This is a genomic window from Erwinia sp. S43 (assembly GCF_016624745.1).
Lineage (GTDB): Bacteria > Pseudomonadota > Gammaproteobacteria > Enterobacterales > Enterobacteriaceae > Erwinia > Erwinia coffeiphila.
Genome location: NZ_JACVTX010000022.1, coordinates 37623 through 58410, shown reverse-complemented (window position 1 = coordinate 58410; position 20788 = coordinate 37623). Strand labels below are relative to the sequence as shown.

Here is a 20788-nt window from a genome sequence, read left to right as displayed (position 1 = left end):
AAACGTTCGGGATTCATCATCATGGATCAGAATGTCAGATAGAATTTGAGCGGAGCCTTGAATGCGTCTTTTCCATTTTAGCGATAATCCAGACATCACTATATTCAAACCCCGCCCGTTAAGGGTTCATGTTGATCGACCTGCGGGACAGGAGTGGCTGAATGGGTCACTGATATGGGCTACCGATGAAGTACACGAGCTGCTTTATCTTTTCCCGCGCGAGTGCCCACGGATTGTGTTCTGGTCATTACCTGAAACAAGCGATGATGATTTTGTAAAATGGTTAGGCAATGAACCTCATGCAACGGCCATCGCCTGCATCGAGCAGGCATGGGTGTCACGTTTTAATAGTGGAAAAATTTACAGATATGAGCTGCCTCTTAATGGTTTCGAACACACAGGAGAAGTAGGGATGTGGGTATCGCGAACTGATGTTATCCCAACCAGCTTGAGTGTGATTTCCAACCTGGCGGCTGAACTTGCATCAAGGAACATAATACTTCGCGTAATGGAGAGGCTTACGCCACTGAAAAGCATATGGCAGACATCACTTCATGCTAGTGGTATCAGATTACGTAACGCACAAGACTGGGGCAAACCAGGTTGGACGCACTCTAAGCCGGGCCGTCAGATTATTGTGAAATAACTATTCGATATATTTGTTACTATTCTTCCTTAACAAGGAAATTCCATGAGTTATGTTTCAGAAATTCGCAGCATTATTGGTCACAAGATGTTATTACTTGCAGGTGCAAATGTCATTCTGGCGCGAGATGATGGCTGTATATTGCTCCAGCAGCGAAAGGACGGGACCTGGGGGCTTCCTGGTGGATTGCTGGAACCCGGCGAATCTTTGGAGGAAACCGCTGTGCGAGAAGTTAAAGAAGAAACTAACCTTGATATTAATACCCTTAATTTTATCAAAGCATTCTCAGGTACAGAATACAGTTTCACTCTTGCCAACAAAGACGAGATCAATGTCATCACCGCTTTATATTTTTCAGACGACTGGTCAGGCGAGTTGCGTAACGACCACACTGAAGGTCTACAGTTGAAATTCTACCCCCCTAACCGATTACCTGTGCCAATGGATGAGGAATACTCAACTTACATCAGATATTACTTAAGTCACAAAAATCATAGTGATGAAGAGAATAGATGATTATGAGTCGTAGCTTCTCCATGGCAAGGCGCTACGATATCGCCATTAATATTAAGTAAAGTCGGGTTTTCTATATTTATCCTTCAGTGCCAAAACAATTGATTCAACGTTACTTTCTATACTCTCGGTTGAATCTAATTCAAGATCGTAAGTTTTATTTAAATGTATATGATGAAAATCTTTTAATGCGCTTCCTAACGGCCTGTCACCACGAGCCAGTTCTCTTTCTGTGAGTATGTCAGGAGGACAGTGGATACCTGTAAAAAAAATATTATGACCTGTCAGAATCTCTTTTAAATGTGTCCACCATTCATCTTTTTCCAGAATATGCTCAACAATAAGATTGTTACCGGCATCAGCGTATGCTTTAAGTGAAGCATGGAACCCTGCAAAAAACTTATCACGTTCATTCGCCCAGTCGAAGTCTCCGTTTCGAAAGCGTTCCATGGGCAGTACCCCACTATCCCGCAAATGGTCAATTGAGATATGCCAATATGGGATCCCCACTTTTGCTTGTAACTGTCTGGCAATCGATGTCTTGCCACTGCTTGATGCACCATGGAGGAAGATAATATGGGACATGTATCACCGCAGATTCGAGTAAATATAGAAATTGTTTTATTTTAACTGAGAAGTGTGACAGTTGTACTCAACTCAAGGAAGGGGAAGTCAAAGACTGAAATACACATTCTGAATGTCCGTTTCTCGCTCAAAACAAACATCCCGGAACACAATCTGCGGGCAGTAATAACCTGATACAGGCCAGCATCTTTCAGACGCTGGCCTGCGATACGAATTTCCCAGCCTTCACCCTCTCCAAAATCCCAACAAGCACACCGCAGCCAGATACATCCCGCAGCCGAAGACCGCATGCGTTGCCAGGCTGCGCAGGCGGTTTTTCATCGGTGTGGGCGTGCGCGACGCGGCAAATCCAGCGCCCATCGCGGGCTGCATAATAAACAGCGGAAATGCAACGGTTGCTACACCAACGGATAAGGCAGGCAATAAGGTCGGGTTCGCCAGCCAGCCGCTGCCGGTGAAAGCCACCAGCAGAGCCGCGAACAGCACGCCGGTGGCATAATGAATCATCCAGCCCATCCAGCGCTCCCCCGCAATCGGCGACGCGCGGCCGATCGCCTCGTGCGCAAACCGTCCGTGTAGCATGTGGCCGACCCAGCGACCGACCAGTGCATAATCCAGAGTGGGGTGCCCCAGCCGTTTCAGGATCGAAGACCAGATGTCCATCACCAGCGTTGCGCCTGTCCCCACCAGAATAATTTTTATCGCCTCATCAAAAATGCCCATCACAGCCTGTTCCTCTTTCTCATTTTAACGGTTGCAGGCATGATAGAAGTTAAAGTTAACTTCAAGTCAAGAGGCTCACGATGGATATCTCCGAGATTGCCCGGCGTTCAGGGGTGCCCGCCTCCACGCTGCGCTACTATCAGAAAATGGGCCTGATCCGCGCAATCAGTCCCGAAGGAGCACGGCGTCACTTTGCCGCAGACGTGCTGGACCAGCTGGCGCTGATTGCCCTGGGCCAGGCAGGGGGACTTTCGCTGGATGAGATCCGCAGCATGCTGTCTCCCGGCGGTGAACCGCAGGTTGACCGGGCGGTGTTACTGACCCGGGCCGATGAGATTGATGCCACCGTCCGTCGCCTGCAGGCAATGAGCAAGGGGCTGCGCCACGTGGCGGAATGCCCGGCCGCCAGCCATGCAGAGTGCCCGACCTTTCAGCGCTGGTTAAAGGCCGCCACCGCAGAGAAATTAAAGTCGCAGTGCTGAAGGCAGGGTCAGGATTCAACGACAGAGTCAGCCATAACCTTCTGGCACTATTCCCATGCGCAATTATTACCCAATGATTCAATTGACACTTTCGCCGGATTGTATTCAGGTATAGCCACAAAAAACCGCCGGAACCACGGCGGTTAACCTTACCGATTCAATCCTCCAGGGAGAACGCAGTGTCAGCCGAAAACCGTATTTTAACCACCCACGTGGGCAGCCTGGCCCGTCCGGTCCAACTGCTGGACGTGATGAAGGCCAACATCCAGGGCGCGGATAACCATGCCGAACTGGAAAGTCATATCCGCGATGCGGTGTTTGAGTCCGTTCAGCAGCAGGTCGCCGACGGTATTGATATCGTGGCCGACGGTGAAATGTCTAAAGTGGGCTTCTTTGCCTACGTTCGCGACCGAATGAGCGGGTTCGATCCGCGCCCGGGCCAGCGCTACACCGCCTTTGATGCCGAAGTGAATGCCTTCCCTGAGTACTATAAACAGTATTTTGGTGAAGCGATGCTCGGCGGTAATCTGGTGCCGTTTGTACCGGTCGCCTGCACCGGGCCGATTGCCTATCACGGCGTGGCACAGCTACAGCGCGACTTGACCAACCTGGCCGATGCAGCGAAATCTGCCGGTGCATTTGGCGCGTTTGTGCCGTCGGTCGCGCCGACCGGCGTGGGCAGTAACGAGTTTTATAAAACGGAAGGCGACTATCTGTCAGCGGTAGCGGAAGCGCTGCGCGTGGAGTACAAGGCGATTATCGACGCCGGTTTTGGCCTGCAAATTGACGACCCGTTCCTGCCGGATCTTTTTGCCGATCCGCAGCTGAACAACGCGCAGATTATCGCCAAAGCCAATGAATACGTGGAGATCCTTAACCACGCGCTGCGCGGCATCCCGGCGGAAAAAATCCGCTACCACACCTGCTACAGCATCAATGAAGGCCCGCGCATTCACGACGTGCCGTTTATTGAATTCGTGCGCTATATGCTGAATATCAACGTGGCGGATTACTCCTTTGAAGCGGGTAACGTGCGCCATGAACACGAATACCATATCTGGGAGCAGGTGAAGCTGCCGCAGGGCAAACGACTGATCCCGGGCGTGATCTGCCACGCCAGCAACACCGTTGAGCACCCGGAGCTGATCGCCGAGCGTCTGGTGCGCTTCGCCGAGCGCGTGGGCCGCGAGAATGTGATCGCCGGTGCCGACTGCGGCTTCTCCTCCCAGGCCACCTACAAACCCGAAGTGCATCCGACGGTGGTGCGCGAGAAATTCCGCGCGCTGCGCGCCGGGGCAGATATCGCCAGCAAAAAACTCTGGCAGCGCTAAGTTAACGTAAGGCACAAAAAAATGGCCCTTGCAAAAGGGCCAGATGAATAAGCTGAGCGATTACTGCGGCAGCGAGGCCTTCAGCCTTCTTGCCGCTTCGGCCAGGTTGGCTTCGGACACGGTCGAATAGGACAGGCGCAGCGTTGAGGTATCTGGGCGGTCACAGTAGAAGAACTCACCGGGAACGTAGACTACGCCGTTATTCAGGGTGGTTTTCAGCCACTCCGTGGTGTTAAACGCCTCGGTAAAGGTGGCCCACAGGAACATCCCGCCCTGCGGACGGTGGAAGCGAATGCGATCGCCCAGCTCGTTTTGCAGCGCCGACACCAGCGCATCACACTTCTGCTGATAGGCCTTGCTGATTAACGCAATCTGCGGACGCAGACGGCCGCTTTCCAGATAGTGGCGGGTCAGCGCCTGCGACAGCGAACTGGTGTGCAGATCGGTAGCCTGCTTGAGGATCACCGCCTGCTGTTTCAACCACGATGGCAGAGTGATCCAGCCCACGCGTGCGCCCGGGGCCAGGATCTTGGAAAACGTTGAGGTGTAGATCACCTGCTCGCCAACGCCAATCGCCTGCGCGTGGGACTTCAGCGTGCGGAACGTTTCGCCGGAGAAGTTGATTTCGCTGTACGGGTCGTCTTCGAAAATCAGGAAGTCATAGCGAGCGGCCAGTGCCACCAGCTGCTGACGACGGGCATCGGTCAGCGTCACGCCGCCCGGGTTGCCGAAGGTCGGCACGATGTAAACGGCTTTAATCGGGGTCTGTTTAACCAGCTCTTCCAGCTCGTCAACAATCATCCCTTCGCCGTCGGTGCCCACCGATTTCAACTCGGCTTCGGCCAGCTGAAACACCTGGAGCGCCGCCAGGTAGGTAGGACGCTCAACCACAATCACATCACCGGGATTGATGATTGCCCGCGCCACAATATCCAGCGACTGCTGCGAACCGGAGGTGATAACCACATCGTCCGGCGTGCACTGAATGCCGCGCTCCGCCGAAATCTGGCAGATCGCTTCACGTAATTTTGGGTCACCCTCGCTCAGACCGTACTGAAACGCATTGTGACCGTCTTCAGTCAGCACGCGGTCCATAGCGATTCTCAGGCCTTCCGTATCGAACAGATCCGGATTCGGTATTCCTCCGCCCAACGAGATCACACCTTCCATCTTGCTGTGCTTTAACAGCTCACGGATTGCCGATGACTGAAGGTCTTTAACTCTGTTGGCCAACTTCTGCGACGACATAACACTTACCTTTTCTTTATTTTAGTGTTGAATTTATACCATAAGTCGCCAAAGAAAATAGCAGGTAAGCGCCTCTCGCACCCACCTGCCGCAAATTATCTCAGCTCGTCCTGCAGTTCGCGCAGATACTGGCTGACCCGGGCCAGGCCTTTTTTCATCACCTCGCCGTTATTGGCAAAGCCGATACGCACATAGCCCTCCATATCCATCGCCTCGCCGGGGGTGAACATCACCCCGTAGCGCTCCAGCAGACCGATACAAAACTGGCGGGAACCCAGCGGCAAATGGTATTTCAGCAGCGCAGTAGTACCGGCCTGCGGCTTGATATAGTCGATCAGCGGCTCGCGGCTCACCCATTCATCCAGCAGCTGCAAATTATTGCGCAGCATCGTCTGGTTACGGCTGAGGATTTTATCGCGATTTTCCAGCGCGATGGTGGCGAAGTAGTCATCCAGCACGCCAACGCTGACCGTGGTGTAATCGCGGTGGATCTCTACCGCCTTCAGCAGCGATTCCGGGCCAGCCATCCAGCCGAGGCGCAGGCCCGCCAGCGAGTAAGTTTTTGACATGCTGGCGGTGCTGATGCCCTTCTCGTACAGATCGGCCACCGCCGCGCTATAGCCGTCGCCGACCTGATTGGTGCCGCGATACACTTCATCACACAGCAGCCAGGCCCCGGCCTCCCGCGCCACCGCCACAATATCCTTCAGCAGCGCTTCATCCATCAGCGCGCCGGTGGGGTTATTCGGGTTATTGATGGCGATCAACCGGGTTTTATCATCAATCAGCGACTTCAGCTCGGCGACATCCGGTAGAAAGCCGTTCTCCTCGCGCAGCGGCAGGATCTTTACTTCCGCGCCGAGGCTGGCGGGGATCGAGTAGTGCTGCTGGTAGGTCGGCAGCACGGAAATCACCGTATCGCCCGGCTCCACCAGCGCCTGATAAATCAGCGCGTTGGCACCGATAGCGCCGTGGGCAATCAGGATATTGTCCGCCGACTGCGCCCGGTACTGCATCGAAATCACCCGGCGCAGCCGCTCGGAGCCGGTGATAGCCCCGTAGGTCATTTTGATGTTCAGCATCTCATCCAGCACCGCAGCGGTATCGCCCGACATCGCCAGCAGCTGCCGCATGGTCAGCGACTCCACGCAGGTTTCCGCCAGGTTGTACTCGCAGTGGTTTTCCCACTCGTTCATCCACTGTTCAACGCCAAAAGGTCTGATTTTCATGTTATTTATCCTGTTGGTTAAGATAAGTCAGCATCGCATCGGCGATAGCGATATCTTCCAGCCCCAGCCCGAGGGAGCGGAAGTAAACGTGCCGTGAGTAATCGGGTTTAGCCGCGGCCTGAGTCACCAGTTCCGGCAGGTCGCCGCGAATATCCGCACTGTTCCAGCCGTGCTCCGCCTCCGCGATCGCCATTTCACCGGCGGAGCCCGGCGTGGTCTGGCGATAATCGCAGTACACGTCCATCGCATTCAGCGCCACCGGCGGGATCTCGTGCGCGCCCGGCGCGTTGGTGCTGATGGAAGTAATCAGGCACGGCCGCGTCAGCAGCGCCGTATCGACCACCGGCGTGGCGGAAGAGGTACACAGCATCAGTACATCGGTATTCTCCATCGCATCTTCCACACGGGTGAAGACTTTCAGCCGCCTATCCGCCATCCCCAGCTCCCGGTTGAGATCTTCCACGCTCGGTGCAGAATTCCTGTAGAAAACGCGAATTTCCTGCCAGTCGCGCAGCGCCAGCACGTGGCGCAGATGGGCGCGGCCAACCGCACCGCTGCCGATCAGCGTAAGGATCCGCGCCTCAGCCGGGGCCAGCAAATCCACCGCCAACGCGGTGGTGGCCGCCGTGCGTTCAACCGTCAGCAGCGAGGCATCGCACAGCAGCAGCGGCATGCCGGTTTCTGTCGACATCAGCAGCGTCCAGGCGGTAATCAGCGGTTTATCGGGCGTCACCAGATACGGGGAGATCTTCACCCCCAGCCGCTGCTGTGGCATATCCACGCCGAAATAATTAATAAAATCCCCTTTGCGATCGGGCAGCAGCACCACTTTCTGCGCAGGCTGTACCGCTTCACCGCGCGCAAGGTGAGTGAATACCCGGCGCAGCGCCGCCATCACATCAATATTTTTCAGCAGCGCGGCCGTCTGTTCAGCCGTCACAATCGGAATCGCCGTCGGTGTCATTTTGCTTCCTTCTTATCCCCTCGGCTCGATAATCGAGAATTAAAGTGAACTAAAAAGTACATCATGCACTTTTTGTTTACAATGAAAATCTGATTGCGTAAAACAGAACGGCAGAAGCGAACAGCGCGCGGCAGAAATCGGCTATGATTGGCGCCCGCAGAACTAAGAGGACAACACAGTGGCAAACGTAACGCTCAGCGAAAAAACGCCCTTCCCGCTGCTAAAATCAATGGCGGACGGCATCGCTGCGCTGTTCTTTCCCAGCGTTGAGGTGGTTATCCACGACGTGGCCGCAGGCAAAGTGGCCTATATCGCCAATAACCTGTCGCAGCGCAATATCGGCGATGATGCCGGGCTGGATGAGTTTGAAGGCCAGACGCTGGCCGCCGTCACCGGGCCTTACGAGAAGCTGAACTGGGACGGCAAAAAGATGCGTTCGGTGACCATCGCCACGGGGAATGAAACCGATCCCGGTTATCTGCTGTGCATTAACTTCAGCACCGCGCCCTTTGAAGAAGCGCGCAACGCCCTGGAGCTGTTTTTGTCCGTCACCCGCCTGCAGCCGCAGCCGGAAGCACTGTTCCGCGACGACTGGCAGGAGAAAATCAACACCTTCCTGCACGACTGGATTCGGCGTGAAAACACCTCGCTGAGCGCGCTGACCCGCGGACAGAAAAAGGATCTGGTGATGGATCTGCATAAGGAAGGGGCGTTCCGGGCAAAAAACTCGGCAGATTACATCGCCAGCGTGCTGTCGCTGGGGCGCACCACCGTTTATAAATATCTGCGCGAACTGAAAAGCTGAAGGTTGAAGGGCTAAGTGGGTGACGGAGCAATGACCTGGTAAAGTCGCCCGCGAGTCCCTGAGGATAAATACTCGCTCCACGCGCCAGTCCGGCGGCAATGACTGCCGCCGGACTGCCTGCTTCAGGCCCGGCGGAGCTTATTGCACCGGCAAAGCCAGAAACTCGCGCGCCTTCTTACAGGCATCTTCCGGGTCATCCGCCAGCGTTTTCGGGAACGGCATAATCTTCTTCAGTTTCGGGAACAGCGTGCTCAGGCTGGCGCGCACCTCCTCGTCGGTGGTCAGATAAACGTAGCCCGCACACCAGTGGCGCAGCTCGGTTTTATACTGTTTCATCCAGCGGGTGGACTGCTTCTCTTCTTCATGCGGCTCGCGCTCGTGTCCGTGCCGCGCGGGTATCCAGACAAACACCACACGCTGCTGCTGTAGCAGAAAGTCGGTCAGGCCGTTCAGCAGACGGTTGGTTCGGTCCGGCATACCCAGCTGCGGAAAGCGGATAAACACAATCGGCCAGTGGCTGATATCAAAAATTTCGGCATCCGGCTGTGCGCCGGTGTAAACGCTCTTGTCATGCATGTTCTGTTTCCTTTTCTTCTACGGAACGGCGCAGTAATGCCACTACGGTCAGCAGCGCCAGTGCGCCGCACAGGTAAAACAGCGGCCAGCTGATCAGCGCGACCATCTGCGCAAAAGCGATGGTGGCCAGCGTACTGACAAAGCGCCCGACGCCGTAAAACGTGGCGTAGTCGGTCGCGGGCTGTTCCCCGCGCGACCAGCCGAGGATGCGGGCGCTGAGCACAACATAAATTCCGCTGACCGCCGCGCCCATGGTGACCGCACCGGCTATCGCCAGCCACGGCAGCGCCAGCAGATAGCCTGCCGCCATTGCCGCCAGGGCGACGATCCCCAGAGCGGTAAACAGCCAGATCGCCCGCGACAAACCGAAACGGTGCATCAGCGGCGCGGCGATCCCGGCGGTCATCAGCATGGTGACCGGCCCCAGCGTGCCCACCACGCCGCCGATGACGTCCATCGATACCTGCATATCGATCAGCATTAAGCGGTTCAGTGCCGACAGCGGGAAGATCACGCAGCAGGTCAGCGTCAGCAGCACCAGCCGCCTGCGCTGGAACGAATTGCGCAGCAGTCGGCGGAAGCTGGCTTTCTGCTGCTGCGGTGCGACGGACGGCGTAGCCACCGGCGACTTTGCTCTGCTGACCAGCAGCATCGGCACAATCAGCAGCAGCAGACTGGCGGCATAGCACAGGAAGATGGTGGCCCAGCCGAAGCGCTGGAACAGGGCAACAAACGCCCCGCCGCCGATCATCGCGCCGATGGAAAGCGCCGCCAGCTTGCAGGCCGCCGCACGTGGTCGCCAGGTCGGATCAATGCGCTCCACCGCCAGCGCGTCCAGTGCAATATCCATCGTCGCCATCGCAAAGGCGACAAACAACCCCATCGCAAACAGCAGGCGCAGATCGGCCCCCTGCATCAGCGCCACGGCGGCCACCACCAGCGCGGAAGCCAGCTGCATTGGCACAATCCACGCCAGCTCCACCGCCAGAAACGGCGGCCGCCAGCGGTCGACCAGCGGCGACCACAGAAACGCCACGCCCAGCGGCAGGTACAGCGCATACAGCCAGCCTACCGCCCCCAGACTCATTCCCTGCGCCCGCATAATGGCCGGGAATCCGCCCTGGATCAGCCCCATGGTCATACCGAAGCCGATATACAGCGCGCTGATGGCCAGCAGCACCGCCAGCTGCCCGCTACCGGTGTGTGCCCGATGCGTATTTTGCTCCATTACGCTCATCGGCCTCACCAGCGATAGTTCACGGACACGTTCACCACACGTTCGTTACCGTAGTTACAGAAGTTGTTGGACAGACAGGTGACATAGCTTTTATCGAAAAGATTGTTGACGCTCACCCGGGTACTTAAGCCATCGAGGTTGCCAAACCGCTTGCCGAAGTCGTAGCCAATTGCCGAATCAAACACCGTATACCCCGGCGCATCCAGGCGAACGGCGCTGGCGCTGTACACATTCGGTGAATAGCCCCCCACCGTTTCCCCCACGTAGCGCCCGCCGCCGCCAACGGTCAACCCCTGCATCAGACCGCTGCGGAAGGTGTAATCGGCCCACAGCGAAGCGGTGTAATCCGGGATGCCGATTGGCCGCTGACCGGCATCAACCGCCAGGCTTTTGGTGACTTCGGCTTTGGTATAGGTGAAGGCACCGGTCACATTGATGCTGTCGGTTACCGCCATTTTGGTTTCAAACTCCACCCCGCGCGAACGCTGCTCCCCGGTCTGATAGGAGGTAAGCGCGTTGGCGTAGGTCACCACGTTTTTCTGGGTAATATCGAACCAGGCCAGGGTAAACAGCGCATCCAGTCCGGTCGGCTGGTACTTGACGCCAACCTCACGCTGCTGCGCAGTATTGGGTTTAAAGGCGTTGCCGTTGCTGCCGGTGCCGGTCACCGGCAGGAATGAGGTGGAATAGCTGGCATACGGCGCAATGCCGTTATCAAAGTTGTAAATCAGACCGATCTTGCCGCTGAACGCTTCATCATCCTGAACGCCGTGCGAGGCGCTGAGATAGTTATCGGTACGGGTACGCGCGGTGTCGTAGCGCCCGCCCGCCACCAGCGTCCAGTTATCCAGCTCAATTTGATCCTGCAAATAATACCCGGCCTGGGTGATGTGCTGTTTCTGATTGGTGATCGGTGCCAGCGCCAGGTTGGTCGCCACGCCGTAAACCGGGTTGAGATAGTCAATCGACGGTGCCGCGCCGTAGTCGCGGATCTGCCGCCATGAAGATTCCTGATAGTCGAACCCGGCCACGGTGGTATGCGAGAAGCGCCCGGTATCAAACTCCGCCTGCAGTTGCAGATCGGACGTTATCCCCCGCAGCGATTCATCGGTGCCCAAGGCATAGCGGGAAATGGTATGCCCGTCGGCGGCCAGCGCGGCGGTCCCGATGCTTTTGGTCACGGTAGTCAGATCGAGGTAGCGCAGATTGTGGCGCACTGTCCAGGTGTCGTTGAAACGGTGTTCGAACTGCCAGCCCACCGCCGTTTGCGTGCGGCTGAACTCGTCGTATGCCGGGTCGCCGTCGTTAAAATTACGCGCGATCGGCCCAGCCGGGCTGGACCACAGGCTGCCCACCGTCGGCAGAACGCCGTAGTAGCCCCCTTCCGGATCGCGCTGATAACTCATATTGAGGGTAAAGGAAGTATCGGCATCGGGTATCCAGGTCAGCGACGGCGCAACGAACAATCGTTCTTCTTTCGTGTTCACCACCTGAGTATTCGATTTACGACCAAGGGCAATGACCCGGTACAGCAGGGAGTTATCGTCGGCCAGCGGCCCGGTGGAATCCAGCCCCAGCTGCATACGCTTGTGGCTGCCGTACAGCATTTCCACCGAGTTCTGCGCTTCGCTGGAGGGCACTTTAGAGACTGCATTAATCAGTCCGCCGGGATTCACGCCACCGTACAGCGTCGATGAAGGCCCCTTGAGGAACTCAATGCGCTCAATGCCGAAGGTTTCAATCTGCGGGATCACATAGCCGCCGCCGCGCAGCAGGCGCAGACCGTCCAGATACTGGTTACCGTCGGTTGGCGATCCAAAGCCGCGGATATAGGGCAGATCGTAGCGTGATGCCGACCCGCGCACTTCCGCCGATACCCCCGCCGAATAGCGCAGCGCCTGTGTCAGGCTCTGTGCGCCCTGCACATCCACCTGATCGCGGGTAATCACGCTGACCGACTGCGGATTTTTCATCAGCGGGGTGTTGGTTTTGGTCCCGGCGGTGCTGTTGCTGGCGACATAGCCGGTCACCGGCCCGAGCCTGCCGTTATCCGAGGCTCTGACCACCATCGTACTGGCGTTAGCGGCCGTGTCCGGCGGCAACCGGTAAATCTGCACGGTGCTGTCGTTGCTGAAGCGGTAGCCCAGTCCCGTACCGTTCAGCAGAGTGGTCAGCGCCTGCTCGACGCTCATCCGGCCCTGTACCGGTCGGCCCGTCACCTCAATCGCCGTATCTTCACGGAATACCACGGAAAGACCGGCAATCCGGCCAATCTCATTGACGGCCTGGGTGACCGGTTTTGCCGGAATCGTAAAACTGAACTGTTGAACCTGAGGTTGCTGTACGGCGGCCACCGCCATACCCGTTGCGCCTGCGCCTGCCAGCAGTGCCGAGGCTAATGCATAGCCTGCGCGACGAACTTTCTTGTTGTTCATTAACGTGCCCCATATCTGATAAGACGATCGTAATTAAACGAAAATAACATTTATTATCATTTTCACTATCACTACGATCACGCATCAGCAGGCGCACCACTGAACCTGAAAAAGACACTTTTTTATAAAAAACTCATAACCAGCTGAAAATAAGACGCTTTTATTGCGTAATAATGACCAGATAATCAGTCACCTTGCGCATACGGAAGCCGACGCTGGCCTGTAACGAATCCAGCGCTTTGTCGGTGTCGGCCAGGGAGAAACTGCCGGTCACCCGCTGATCCGCCAGCGCAGAAGAAGGCATCAGCACGCGACCAGGCCGATAGCGTTCCACCTCGCGCATCACATCGCCCAGACGCGCGCGATAGAAAATATAGCGACCGCCGTGCCACGCCATCGCATCCTGAACGTTGACGCTGGCCGGGGCTGCCACCCCCTGCGGACTAAACGCAACCTGCTGACCGGGTTTAATCATCGTCGGCTGCGACTGCCCCTCGCTGCTGACCGCCACGCTGCCGCGCGCCAGCGTCACCACGCCGCCGCTCTCCTGCAGGCGCACGTCAAACTGCGTCCCCAGAACGCGGACGCTGCCCGCAGGAGTATCCACAATGAACGGCGTTTTTGAAGACACCACGTCGAAAAACGCGCCGCCGCGCAGCAGATGAATGCGGCGCACGTCCGGGGTGAAATCGACGCTGAAGGCGCTGTCGGCATCCAGCAGCACCTTCGAGCCGTCGGCCAGCAGCACCTCGCGCCGCTCGCCTTTTGCCGCCACCCGATCGGCAGACAAATTCTGCACCCACGACGGATTTTGCAGCCACAGACCGGCCAGCATCACCAGCGTGACGCACAGCGCAGCGGCAGAACCCGCGCGGCGATGCGTCGCCTTTCGCGCACGGTTTTTAGCCATCGCTGCCAGATAGCCGGACAGCACGTCGGCCTCTTTTTCCGCCAGCTGCTGGCTCGGTGCGGCGGTATCCTGCCAGACGGACTCAATCGCCAGCCAGGCTTCTTCGTGCGCCGGATGCGCCCGCCGCCACTTATCGCAGGCGGCCAGCTGACGGCGCGACGGGCCGTCTTGCATCGCCAGAAACCAGCGGCGAGCTTCGGCACGCACTGCTGCGTGTGATTCAGGTTTAATCGACATTGTTCACTCCCGTCGCGGATAGCTCTAAGGCGGCAACCGCGCGTGCCATATGCTTTGCCACCGCGCGCGATGATATCCCCATCACCCCGGCAATCTCAGAAAAACTGCGTCCGTGTACCCGGTTTAGCAGAAAAATATGGCGTGTTTTTTCCGGCAGCGAGGCCAGCACCTCATCGATATGGCGAATGTTCTGTTGGGCGGCCAGGATCTCGTGCGGCGACAGCGGCGGCTCGGAAAACGGCTCCGGCAGCTCGCCCTGCAAATACGCTTCGCGGGTTTTCTCAGCGCGCAGATGATCGATGGCGGCATTGCGCGCGCAGCGGCTCAGATAGGCAGCGGAATCGCCTTTCCACTCGACGGCCTTTTCCCACAGCCGCAGAAAAATATCCTGCACCAGATCGCTGGCCGTGCTGCGACAGCCCACTTTGCGGTCTATCTGGCGCTCCAGACGTTTACGTTCGGAAAGATACAGCGCTGCGAGATCCTTGCCTTTATCGGCCATAAGATCGAGTCCCGGAAGGTAAAGAAAAATACTGAAATACACAACGATCCTGTGCCATCAGTCTGCGCTGCTGGTCAGTTGGTCGGGGATTATTACGCAGGTTTTAGGATATTTCTAGTGCGGGGTTGAAAAGATCCTGCGTTAAAACATCCACATAAACGAGGTTGGTTTATTGGCAGACCAAAGGCGACATTGCAGGCCGCCAGCCGCAGCGAACTTTTCATTACCTGCCAAAAGCAACGATGTTTCGCGATAACTCTTTTATCAGCAAACTCATGCCATTTTGCCAATCGATGCAGATGCCTTGAGGGTAACTCAGCCCGGTGGGATGGGAATGATAATAAAAAGTACCGTAGTGTTACTACCAGCCATAACTGCGCTTTTATTCAGATTTGATGTCAACGCATGCACTGGACGAAACGGATGATTCATTTATTAATCAGAAGGCTTGATTAATTGTCGACCCTGAGCAAATCCCTTTATTTAATAAATCTGTAATATTATTTATCAAACAAAATTCAAACTTAGAACAAACGTCACCAATCAATTAGAAATTTCATTTTAGCACCCATTATCCCACTGAAAAATAATAGTAAATTTAAGATCTACGTCGCGTAACCCCCGTTGCCTTTCATCCTTTTCAGGTGTAGATTCCTGCCGTAAACCCCATCGAAAAGATGGTTAAAAATAATACGCCATCTGAGCGTAGACGATCTTGCGTTAATACACCGGATTTAATTAGCGCGATTTATCACTATCAGACTCTTCTTTTTATAAAAGACAAAAAGTCCAACTCCAACCAGGGTATTTATTATGGCAAAGATAACAGCAGCAATTTTACTCACCGTTATTCCCCTGCTCTCCACCGGCTGTATTTCGCTTAGCCCAAGCGAGAAACCGTCCGCTACGCCGCCACAGCTCCAGGCTTCAGGAAAAACACAGTTATGGAACGACGCCACGCTGTTCGGCAAAGTGCCATCAAATCTGCAGCATGAAGGCGATGTGAAATGTGCGGCACAGCATAAAGGCGCGGCGATTGGCTATCATCCGCATGCGAAAAAAGCGGACGGCAGCTATTTCCAGGGCAATGCCTATCTTTGCTCGATTATTTAAACCACCACTCGGCGATCATACGGTTCCGGGTTTATTAATCGGGGCCGTATTCAAACAATAGCGATACAGCAAGTCGATCAACCACGCAGTAACCTCCGGTCGCCAACTATACCGAAAATAAAATATTCGATAACGGCGCTTTCCCCAACCCAGAGCTTATCTGGTTCCACCTCTCTCTTTGTGTATCCACCGCGCTCATAATTTTTTTGCAAAAAGGTCAAGAAAATGTAAGATTTACTTACCAATAAAACCACAAACAAAATGGATTGCACGCATGACCACTGAGGTCTCTGGTACCGATAAACCCCAAAACAGCCATCGTATAGTCAGGTTTCTTTTAACAATAGCGGGTCAAACAGTTCGCGGCAGCGTTTTTTATATCGTCTTAAGTTTTTTACTTCAGCTGGGTATCAGGTTTAATAATGACGGGCTGATGAATAAAAAATTTTTCAGCGTATTCTTTGAGAACTTTGCGCCCGACACAATAATGATTCTAGCGACAGCTGGCGGAATGCTGACTGTGTTCAGAATGATGGCAACGGGTCCGAATGGCGGAATCCCCCTGATTAAAAATTGGTTCTTTCACTATGTTATCTTTCCTATCATTAATACAGGCAAGGTGTTTACGATTACAGGGCTGGGAATGTTGGTTGGCCTGTTCGCCGCCACCCTTACTCCCATTTTCCCTCCAGGCTACACCATCTGTACCGCCAAACTGATTGGCATCTTTATTTTCTGTCTTGCCGGCTTTGGCGTGATGGAATACTTTGGCAAATACGGTTACACGGCAATTATTAGTGAATGCGTTACGCAGTTTATACTGGCAGTCCTGCTGGTTATCATTCCCTGCCTTTATGTGTGGGCTAACTAATTATCGTTAACGATCCGGCACGTTATCATTGGACAACGCGCCGGATTGATTAAAACGACAGCTCGCGTATCAATACCGCATGTACCCGCTGCCACAGTTTGACCGCCAGACTTTGTGATTCCCCCTTCAGCGATACCGTGCCGCTCAGTACCTGTTGTGGTGCCGGGCTGTCGGCAGGCAGTTTCAGGACCACGCGATACACCGCCTGTTCCGGCATCAGCCTGCGCTGCGCGTCGCTCAGCGTCGCCACCGGGCCGCCGTAGACCGAAGCCAGTTCCGCCAGCGGCTTCATGTCCACCAGCGCCGCATGTTCTATATCCACCACGGTAATCTCACTGGCCGCGCGGGAGGCATCGCGTGGATAGAAGGTGCCGCTGTCGCCCACCTTCAGCCGCCGCCAGTCCTGTTCGGACACTAACGCTTCCACCACGCCGCCCTGAGGACCGATCAGCGTACCAAGCCATTCTCCCGCAGGCAGCCATTCGCCCGGCGTGAGCGGCAGCATCTGATCCACCATCACACCTTCGGCCGGGGCGCGCACGGTCAGCGCCTGCTGCTGCTGTTCCAGTACCTGGAGCCGCTGATTTGCGGCTTCACGCTCCTGCCGCACACGCTGATGGTTCTGCGCTGCACGGCGATTCATTAACTGATACTGCTGCTGCCAGTTGAGGGTGGCCACCTGCTTTTCCAGCTGCTGGCGCTGGTGCGACTCACCGTCGGCCTGCAGGATAAACAGCGGCTCCCCGATCTTCACCTGCTGTCCGGGTTTCACTAGGATCTCCCCAACCCGTCCGGCCAGCGGCATGTAAAAACTGTGCTGCTCGGCGGCACGCAGCAGCGCCGGAGCGGTAACGGTGCGCTGCCACGGCACGATCAGCGCCAGCAAAGCCAGTGTGACCCCCGCCAGGGTCACCCCAAGATGACGATTCATTCGATAATCCTTACGTCGTTTGGTCCATTCACGCAGCTCCTGCCAGATCGGCAGCAGGATAAACCAGCCAATTTCCACCGCGAACAGCGCCATGCCAAGCAGCTTAAACGCCATGTGATAAACCAGCAGCGCAATACCGGTAAACAGAAACAGGCGATACACCCAGGTGGCGAAGGCGTAGCTCAGCAGCGTGCGCCGCAGCCAGTCCGGCCACTGCTCGGGCGGGGCATCGCCGAGCCCGAACAGCCATTCGCGCAGCCGCCAGCGGGCCAGCGCAAAGCCGCGCGCCTGCAAATTCGGCACACCCAGCGCATCGGAGAGCAGGAAGTAGCCGTCAAAGCGCATCAGCGGGCTGAGGTTGATCAGCAGGGTCATTATCCAGGTGGTGGTCGCCAGCATAAACGCCGCGCTGCGCCACATGCCGTCCGGCAGGAAGCTCCACGCCAGCGTCGCCCAGGCCGCCAGCGCCAGCTCCACCAGCATGCCGGAAGCCCCTATCGCCAGCCGCTGGCGGCGCTTCGGCAGTTTCCACGACGCCGAAGTATCGGTGTACAGCACCGGCATCAGCACCAGCAGTGCCACCCCCAGCGTAGAGACGCGCGCGCCGTAGCGGGTGCAGGTAAAGGCATGCCCCAGCTCGTGCAGGCACTTGGTCGCCACCAGCGTCCCCCCGGCCAGCAGCGCCCCCTCGAGGGTGAAGAAGTGCAGGAAGGTATGCAGAAAGGTTTGCCACTGGCGGCTGGCGAACAGCAGCCCGCAGGCCCCGGCGGCCAGGGTCGCCAGCCAGAACGGTCGCCGATAGAACAGCTCTACGTGCGGCAGCAGCCGTTGCAGCATACGGTGCGGATGCAGTAACGGAATGCGCATAAACAGATAGTTATGCAGCAGCCAGCGCCACCAGACGCTGCGGCTCTGCTGCTGCTGATTGAGGAACTGCTTCAGCGCGGCTTCGCCCTCGGGCCGGGTCAGGGAATGAAACTGCAGGAAGCGGCTGAAGTTCTCCACGTCCTCGTCGCCGATCTCCAGCGGCAGCCGCTGATTCACTTCGGCAATCAGCCTCTGACGATCGCCCAGCGACCAGCGCGACAGCAGCGCCATCTCCAGCCAGCCGAGGCGGAAAAAGCGCCCGCGCTGCGGATCTTCCAGCGTCCAGCTGGGGGAACCGTCCCAGTTCGCCGGGCCGCGATGCAGAATTAACTCTTCGCGCAGCGGCGGTAAAGGTGCTGAATTCACGGCAGAACGTGCCGCCGAAGCCCCGCCGGAATGCAGCAGCGACTCAACGCCGGAAGCCGTCACGCCCCGGGCAGCCAGAGCAGCCTCAGAATCCTGGTGGGAACCCGGCGCAGTGCCGTTTACAGAAGCCCCCACGGTTATACTCCCAGCCAGACGCGCATCGCCGACCACGGCTTACGCAGCAGCCAGGCAATCAGTACCGTGCGTTCGCCGTAGATTTTCGCACTGCCCTTCAGCCCAACGCGCAGCAGCGGATCCGGTTGGCTGAATCCGGCGCGCAGCCGGTAGGCCATAATATTTTCCGCCGTCAGCGCCGCCCGGTAGCCGGTCTGCTGTAGCGTTGCGGCCACCGATTTATCCGGCGCGACGTTGAGGAACAGCCGCACGTCGGCACCCGGTGCCAGCGCGATGGCGTCGGCGGCGGGCAGCTGGATCTCCAGTTCGCTGTCCGCCGGATCGGCCACCAGCATTATTTTCTCACCGACCGCCACCGGACGGCCGGTAAGATCGCTGACATCATCAAAAATCGCCACGCCGTCGCGCGGGGCGACCAGCTCGGTACGCGCCAGCTGCGCCTGCAGGAAGGCCATTTCAGTGCGCCCCTGCTCGCGGCGGCTGGCCAGCACTGCCAGCTGTGCTTTAGCATCGGTATCGCTCAGTGCCTGCTGCTGGGCCTGGCGATATTCACCGTCGCTGGCGGCAAACTGCTGTCTGGCACTTTCCAGCTGATTTTGCAATTCGCGGGAGTCCAGCCGCACCAGCGCCTGGCCCTGCTTCACCGCCTGATTGGGCCGCACCAGGATCTCATCAATCACCCCGGCCAGCGGCGCACGCAGCAGCGCCGGGCGATGCGCCACTACCTCCGCCGGTGCAATCACCGACTGGCGCACCGGGATTAGCATCAGCGCCAGCAGCACGGCGCAGGCGGCAATCACTTTACCGCGCTTCGGCTTCTGCCGCTTAGCGCCGCGCCGGTTATTCAGGCCGTACCAGGCGTGACCAAAGGCACCGCCCAGCTCTTTCAGCAATAGCAAGTCGCCGTCCTGCCACGGCGTTTCACGCAGCAGCAGCAGCGCCAGTGCGGTTTCGCCCTGGGCGGCAGGCAGCGGCAGCCACAGCCCGTACGCGGGCAGGTACTCCTGCCACACCGCACGGTCGGCGGGGTCCAGCACGCTGGCATCCAGTCGCGACGGCTGACTGTAACTCTGCTGCCAGCGCGAACACAGCCGGGCCATCTCCTGGCTGAACGGCGCGTGGCCGTCCGGCGCAGCGATGCCGGAAACGGCACGCAGCCTGCCGCTGGCACCGTCCCACAGCAGCGCCTGGCGGTAGGGCGTCAGCCGATGGGTTTCATTGACCATAAAGAAGGCCAGTTCGTCACTGCTGGCCAGCTCACGCACCCGTCCCTGCAGGCGCAGCAGCTCGCTCAGCGCCCGCAGATGCCCTTCCGCTGCCGCAGCGGGGTTCATCTCACTCATTGCGCCGCCGTGTCGGAGGTGGCAGGCAGGCTGAACTGCGCCGCGCCGCTCATGCCGGGCAGCAGCAGACCGTCGCCCTTCTCTTCAATACGGCCAAACACCTTCACCGACTGGCTGACCGGATCGACCGCCGAGGAGAGGCGGACAATTTTCGCCGGATAGCTTTCCCCGGTTTCATCCAGCGCCACGGTAAACGGCGTGCCGGCTTTCAGCCAGCGCAGCCAGCGCGACGGCACAATCATTTCCAGCTCAAAGGCGCTGTCGTCATATAGCGTCAGCAGCGGCTTGCCTTCCGGCACCGTTTCCCAGTTGCGCACCAGCGTTTCGGTCACGCGGCCGGAGAACGGCGCTTTCAGCACGCAGCGGTCAAGCATCGCCCGGTTTACGCCGCTCTCCGCCTGCGCCATGCTCACCGCCGAACGCGCCTGCTCAACGTCCGAGACGCTAATCGAGTTCAGGCGATCCAGCCGGTTCGCCACCGCCAGCTTTTTCCGCGCCGCCTGTTCGTTGGCGCTGGCATAGTTCAGCTTCTCTTTCAGCATGGTGCAGTCGAAGCTCAGCAGGGTGGCACCCTGCTTCACCCGATCGCCCTCTTTCACCGTCAGCGTATTGATCCGCGCCGCAATGCCGCTGGAAAGCGTGGTCTGCTGTACCGCGCTGAGCTGGACGCGCACCGGCTCCGGCGGCGCGTCCTCCGCCAGCGCGCGGTCGGCACACACCATCATCAGCGCCAGCAGCA

At 57.4% G+C, this 20788-nt stretch carries 20 protein-coding genes; 7 read left to right on the top strand and 13 right to left on the bottom strand.

Annotated features, from left to right (window positions below):
- The first annotated feature begins 61 nt into the window (after window positions 1-61).
- Together IBT47_RS20500 and IBT47_RS20495 are read left to right on the top strand one after the other, a co-directional pair.
- Window positions 62-646 carry a DUF6886 family protein gene (locus tag IBT47_RS20500; RefSeq protein ID WP_200544513.1) on the top strand — a complete coding sequence of 195 codons (585 nt, stop codon included), beginning with the start codon at window positions 62-64 and terminating at the stop codon, window positions 644-646.
- A 45-nt stretch (window positions 647-691) separates the two neighbouring features.
- Window positions 692-1162 carry an NUDIX hydrolase gene (locus IBT47_RS20495; protein ID WP_200562642.1) on the top strand — a complete coding sequence of 157 codons (471 nt, stop codon included), beginning with the start codon at window positions 692-694 and terminating at the stop codon, window positions 1160-1162.
- A 51-nt stretch (window positions 1163-1213) separates the two neighbouring features.
- On the opposite strand, the gene IBT47_RS20490 is transcribed toward IBT47_RS20495, so the two are convergent.
- Entirely contained in the window at window positions 1214-1744 is a 531-nt protein-coding gene (locus IBT47_RS20490) for a chloramphenicol phosphotransferase CPT family protein (RefSeq protein WP_200562640.1), read from the bottom strand.
- A gap of 225 nt (window positions 1745-1969) precedes the next feature.
- Complete coding sequence (locus IBT47_RS20485) at window positions 1970-2467, bottom strand: DUF2938 domain-containing protein (protein ID WP_200562679.1); 498 nt, start codon at window positions 2465-2467, stop codon at window positions 1970-1972.
- A gap of 80 nt (window positions 2468-2547) precedes the next feature.
- Between IBT47_RS20485 and IBT47_RS20480 the strand changes: the two genes are divergently transcribed.
- The gene (locus IBT47_RS20480) at window positions 2548-2949 is read left to right on the top strand and encodes a helix-turn-helix domain-containing protein (RefSeq protein WP_200562638.1); all 402 of its coding nucleotides are present in this window, start codon (window positions 2548-2550) and stop codon (window positions 2947-2949) included.
- A 179-nt stretch (window positions 2950-3128) separates the two neighbouring features.
- Entirely contained in the window at window positions 3129-4280 is a 1152-nt protein-coding gene (locus IBT47_RS20475) for a methionine synthase (RefSeq protein WP_200562636.1), read from the top strand.
- Between the two features lie 60 nt (window positions 4281-4340).
- Here IBT47_RS20475 and IBT47_RS20470 read toward each other — a convergent pair whose 3' ends face one another.
- The 3 genes from IBT47_RS20470 to IBT47_RS20460 form a co-directional block, all read right to left on the bottom strand.
- Entirely contained in the window at window positions 4341-5528 is a 1188-nt protein-coding gene (locus IBT47_RS20470; RefSeq protein ID WP_105594333.1) for a PLP-dependent aminotransferase family protein, read from the bottom strand.
- A gap of 95 nt (window positions 5529-5623) precedes the next feature.
- Window positions 5624-6757, bottom strand: coding sequence for an aminotransferase (locus IBT47_RS20465; RefSeq protein WP_200562634.1), 1134 nt, complete (start codon window positions 6755-6757; stop codon window positions 5624-5626).
- A 1-nt stretch (window position 6758) separates the two neighbouring features.
- Window positions 6759-7721, bottom strand: a complete 963-nt coding sequence (locus IBT47_RS20460) for an ornithine cyclodeaminase family protein (RefSeq protein ID WP_200562632.1) — start codon at window positions 7719-7721, stop codon at window positions 6759-6761.
- Between the two features lie 229 nt (window positions 7722-7950).
- Between IBT47_RS20460 and IBT47_RS20455 the strand changes: the two genes are divergently transcribed.
- Window positions 7951-8526 carry a transcriptional regulator gene (locus IBT47_RS20455; protein ID WP_200544802.1) on the top strand — a complete coding sequence of 192 codons (576 nt, stop codon included), beginning with the start codon at window positions 7951-7953 and terminating at the stop codon, window positions 8524-8526.
- Window positions 8527-8664: 138 nt separating this feature from the next.
- On the opposite strand, the gene IBT47_RS20450 is transcribed toward IBT47_RS20455, so the two are convergent.
- The 5 genes from IBT47_RS20450 to IBT47_RS20430 form a co-directional block, all read right to left on the bottom strand.
- Window positions 8665-9102, bottom strand: coding sequence for a hypothetical protein (locus IBT47_RS20450; protein WP_200562630.1), 438 nt, complete (start codon window positions 9100-9102; stop codon window positions 8665-8667).
- Entirely contained in the window at window positions 9095-10339 is a 1245-nt protein-coding gene (locus tag IBT47_RS20445; protein ID WP_200562628.1) for an MFS transporter, read from the bottom strand. Before IBT47_RS20445 ends, IBT47_RS20450 begins: the two co-directional genes overlap by 8 nt.
- 5 nt (window positions 10340-10344) lie before the next feature.
- Window positions 10345-12774, bottom strand: a complete 2430-nt coding sequence (locus tag IBT47_RS20440; protein WP_200562626.1) for a TonB-dependent siderophore receptor — start codon at window positions 12772-12774, stop codon at window positions 10345-10347.
- Window positions 12775-12934: 160 nt separating this feature from the next.
- Window positions 12935-13921, bottom strand: a complete 987-nt coding sequence (locus tag IBT47_RS20435; RefSeq protein WP_200562624.1) for a FecR family protein — start codon at window positions 13919-13921, stop codon at window positions 12935-12937.
- Window positions 13911-14423 carry an RNA polymerase sigma factor gene (locus IBT47_RS20430; RefSeq protein WP_200562621.1) on the bottom strand — a complete coding sequence of 171 codons (513 nt, stop codon included), beginning with the start codon at window positions 14421-14423 and terminating at the stop codon, window positions 13911-13913. The genes IBT47_RS20435 and IBT47_RS20430 overlap by 11 nt, the downstream gene beginning before the upstream one ends.
- Window positions 14424-15236: 813 nt before the next feature.
- Between IBT47_RS20430 and IBT47_RS20425 the strand changes: the two genes are divergently transcribed.
- Together IBT47_RS20425 and IBT47_RS20420 are read left to right on the top strand one after the other, a co-directional pair.
- Entirely contained in the window at window positions 15237-15536 is a 300-nt protein-coding gene (locus IBT47_RS20425) for a hypothetical protein (protein WP_200562619.1), read from the top strand.
- Window positions 15537-15810: 274 nt separating this feature from the next.
- The gene (locus IBT47_RS20420) at window positions 15811-16407 is read left to right on the top strand and encodes a hypothetical protein (protein ID WP_200562617.1); all 597 of its coding nucleotides are present in this window, start codon (window positions 15811-15813) and stop codon (window positions 16405-16407) included.
- 49 nt (window positions 16408-16456) lie between these two features.
- Here the strand turns inward: IBT47_RS20420 and IBT47_RS20415 are convergent, their stop codons facing one another.
- The 3 genes from IBT47_RS20415 to IBT47_RS20405 all read right to left on the bottom strand — a co-directional run bounded on the left by IBT47_RS20415 (window position 16457) and on the right by IBT47_RS20405 (window position 20774).
- Window positions 16457-18571 (bottom strand): HlyD family efflux transporter periplasmic adaptor subunit, encoded by a 2115-nt coding sequence (locus IBT47_RS20415; protein ID WP_200562677.1) that lies wholly within the window; start codon window positions 18569-18571, stop codon window positions 16457-16459.
- 137 nt (window positions 18572-18708) lie between these two features.
- On the bottom strand, window positions 18709-20049 hold the full coding sequence (locus IBT47_RS20410) for an efflux RND transporter periplasmic adaptor subunit (protein ID WP_200562615.1): 1341 nt from the start codon (window positions 20047-20049) through the stop codon (window positions 18709-18711).
- A complete protein-coding gene (locus tag IBT47_RS20405; protein WP_234472018.1) occupies window positions 20046-20774 on the bottom strand; it encodes an efflux RND transporter periplasmic adaptor subunit in 729 nt (242 codons plus the stop codon). The genes IBT47_RS20410 and IBT47_RS20405 overlap by 4 nt, the downstream gene beginning before the upstream one ends.
- Window positions 20775-20788: the final 14 nt, after the last annotated feature.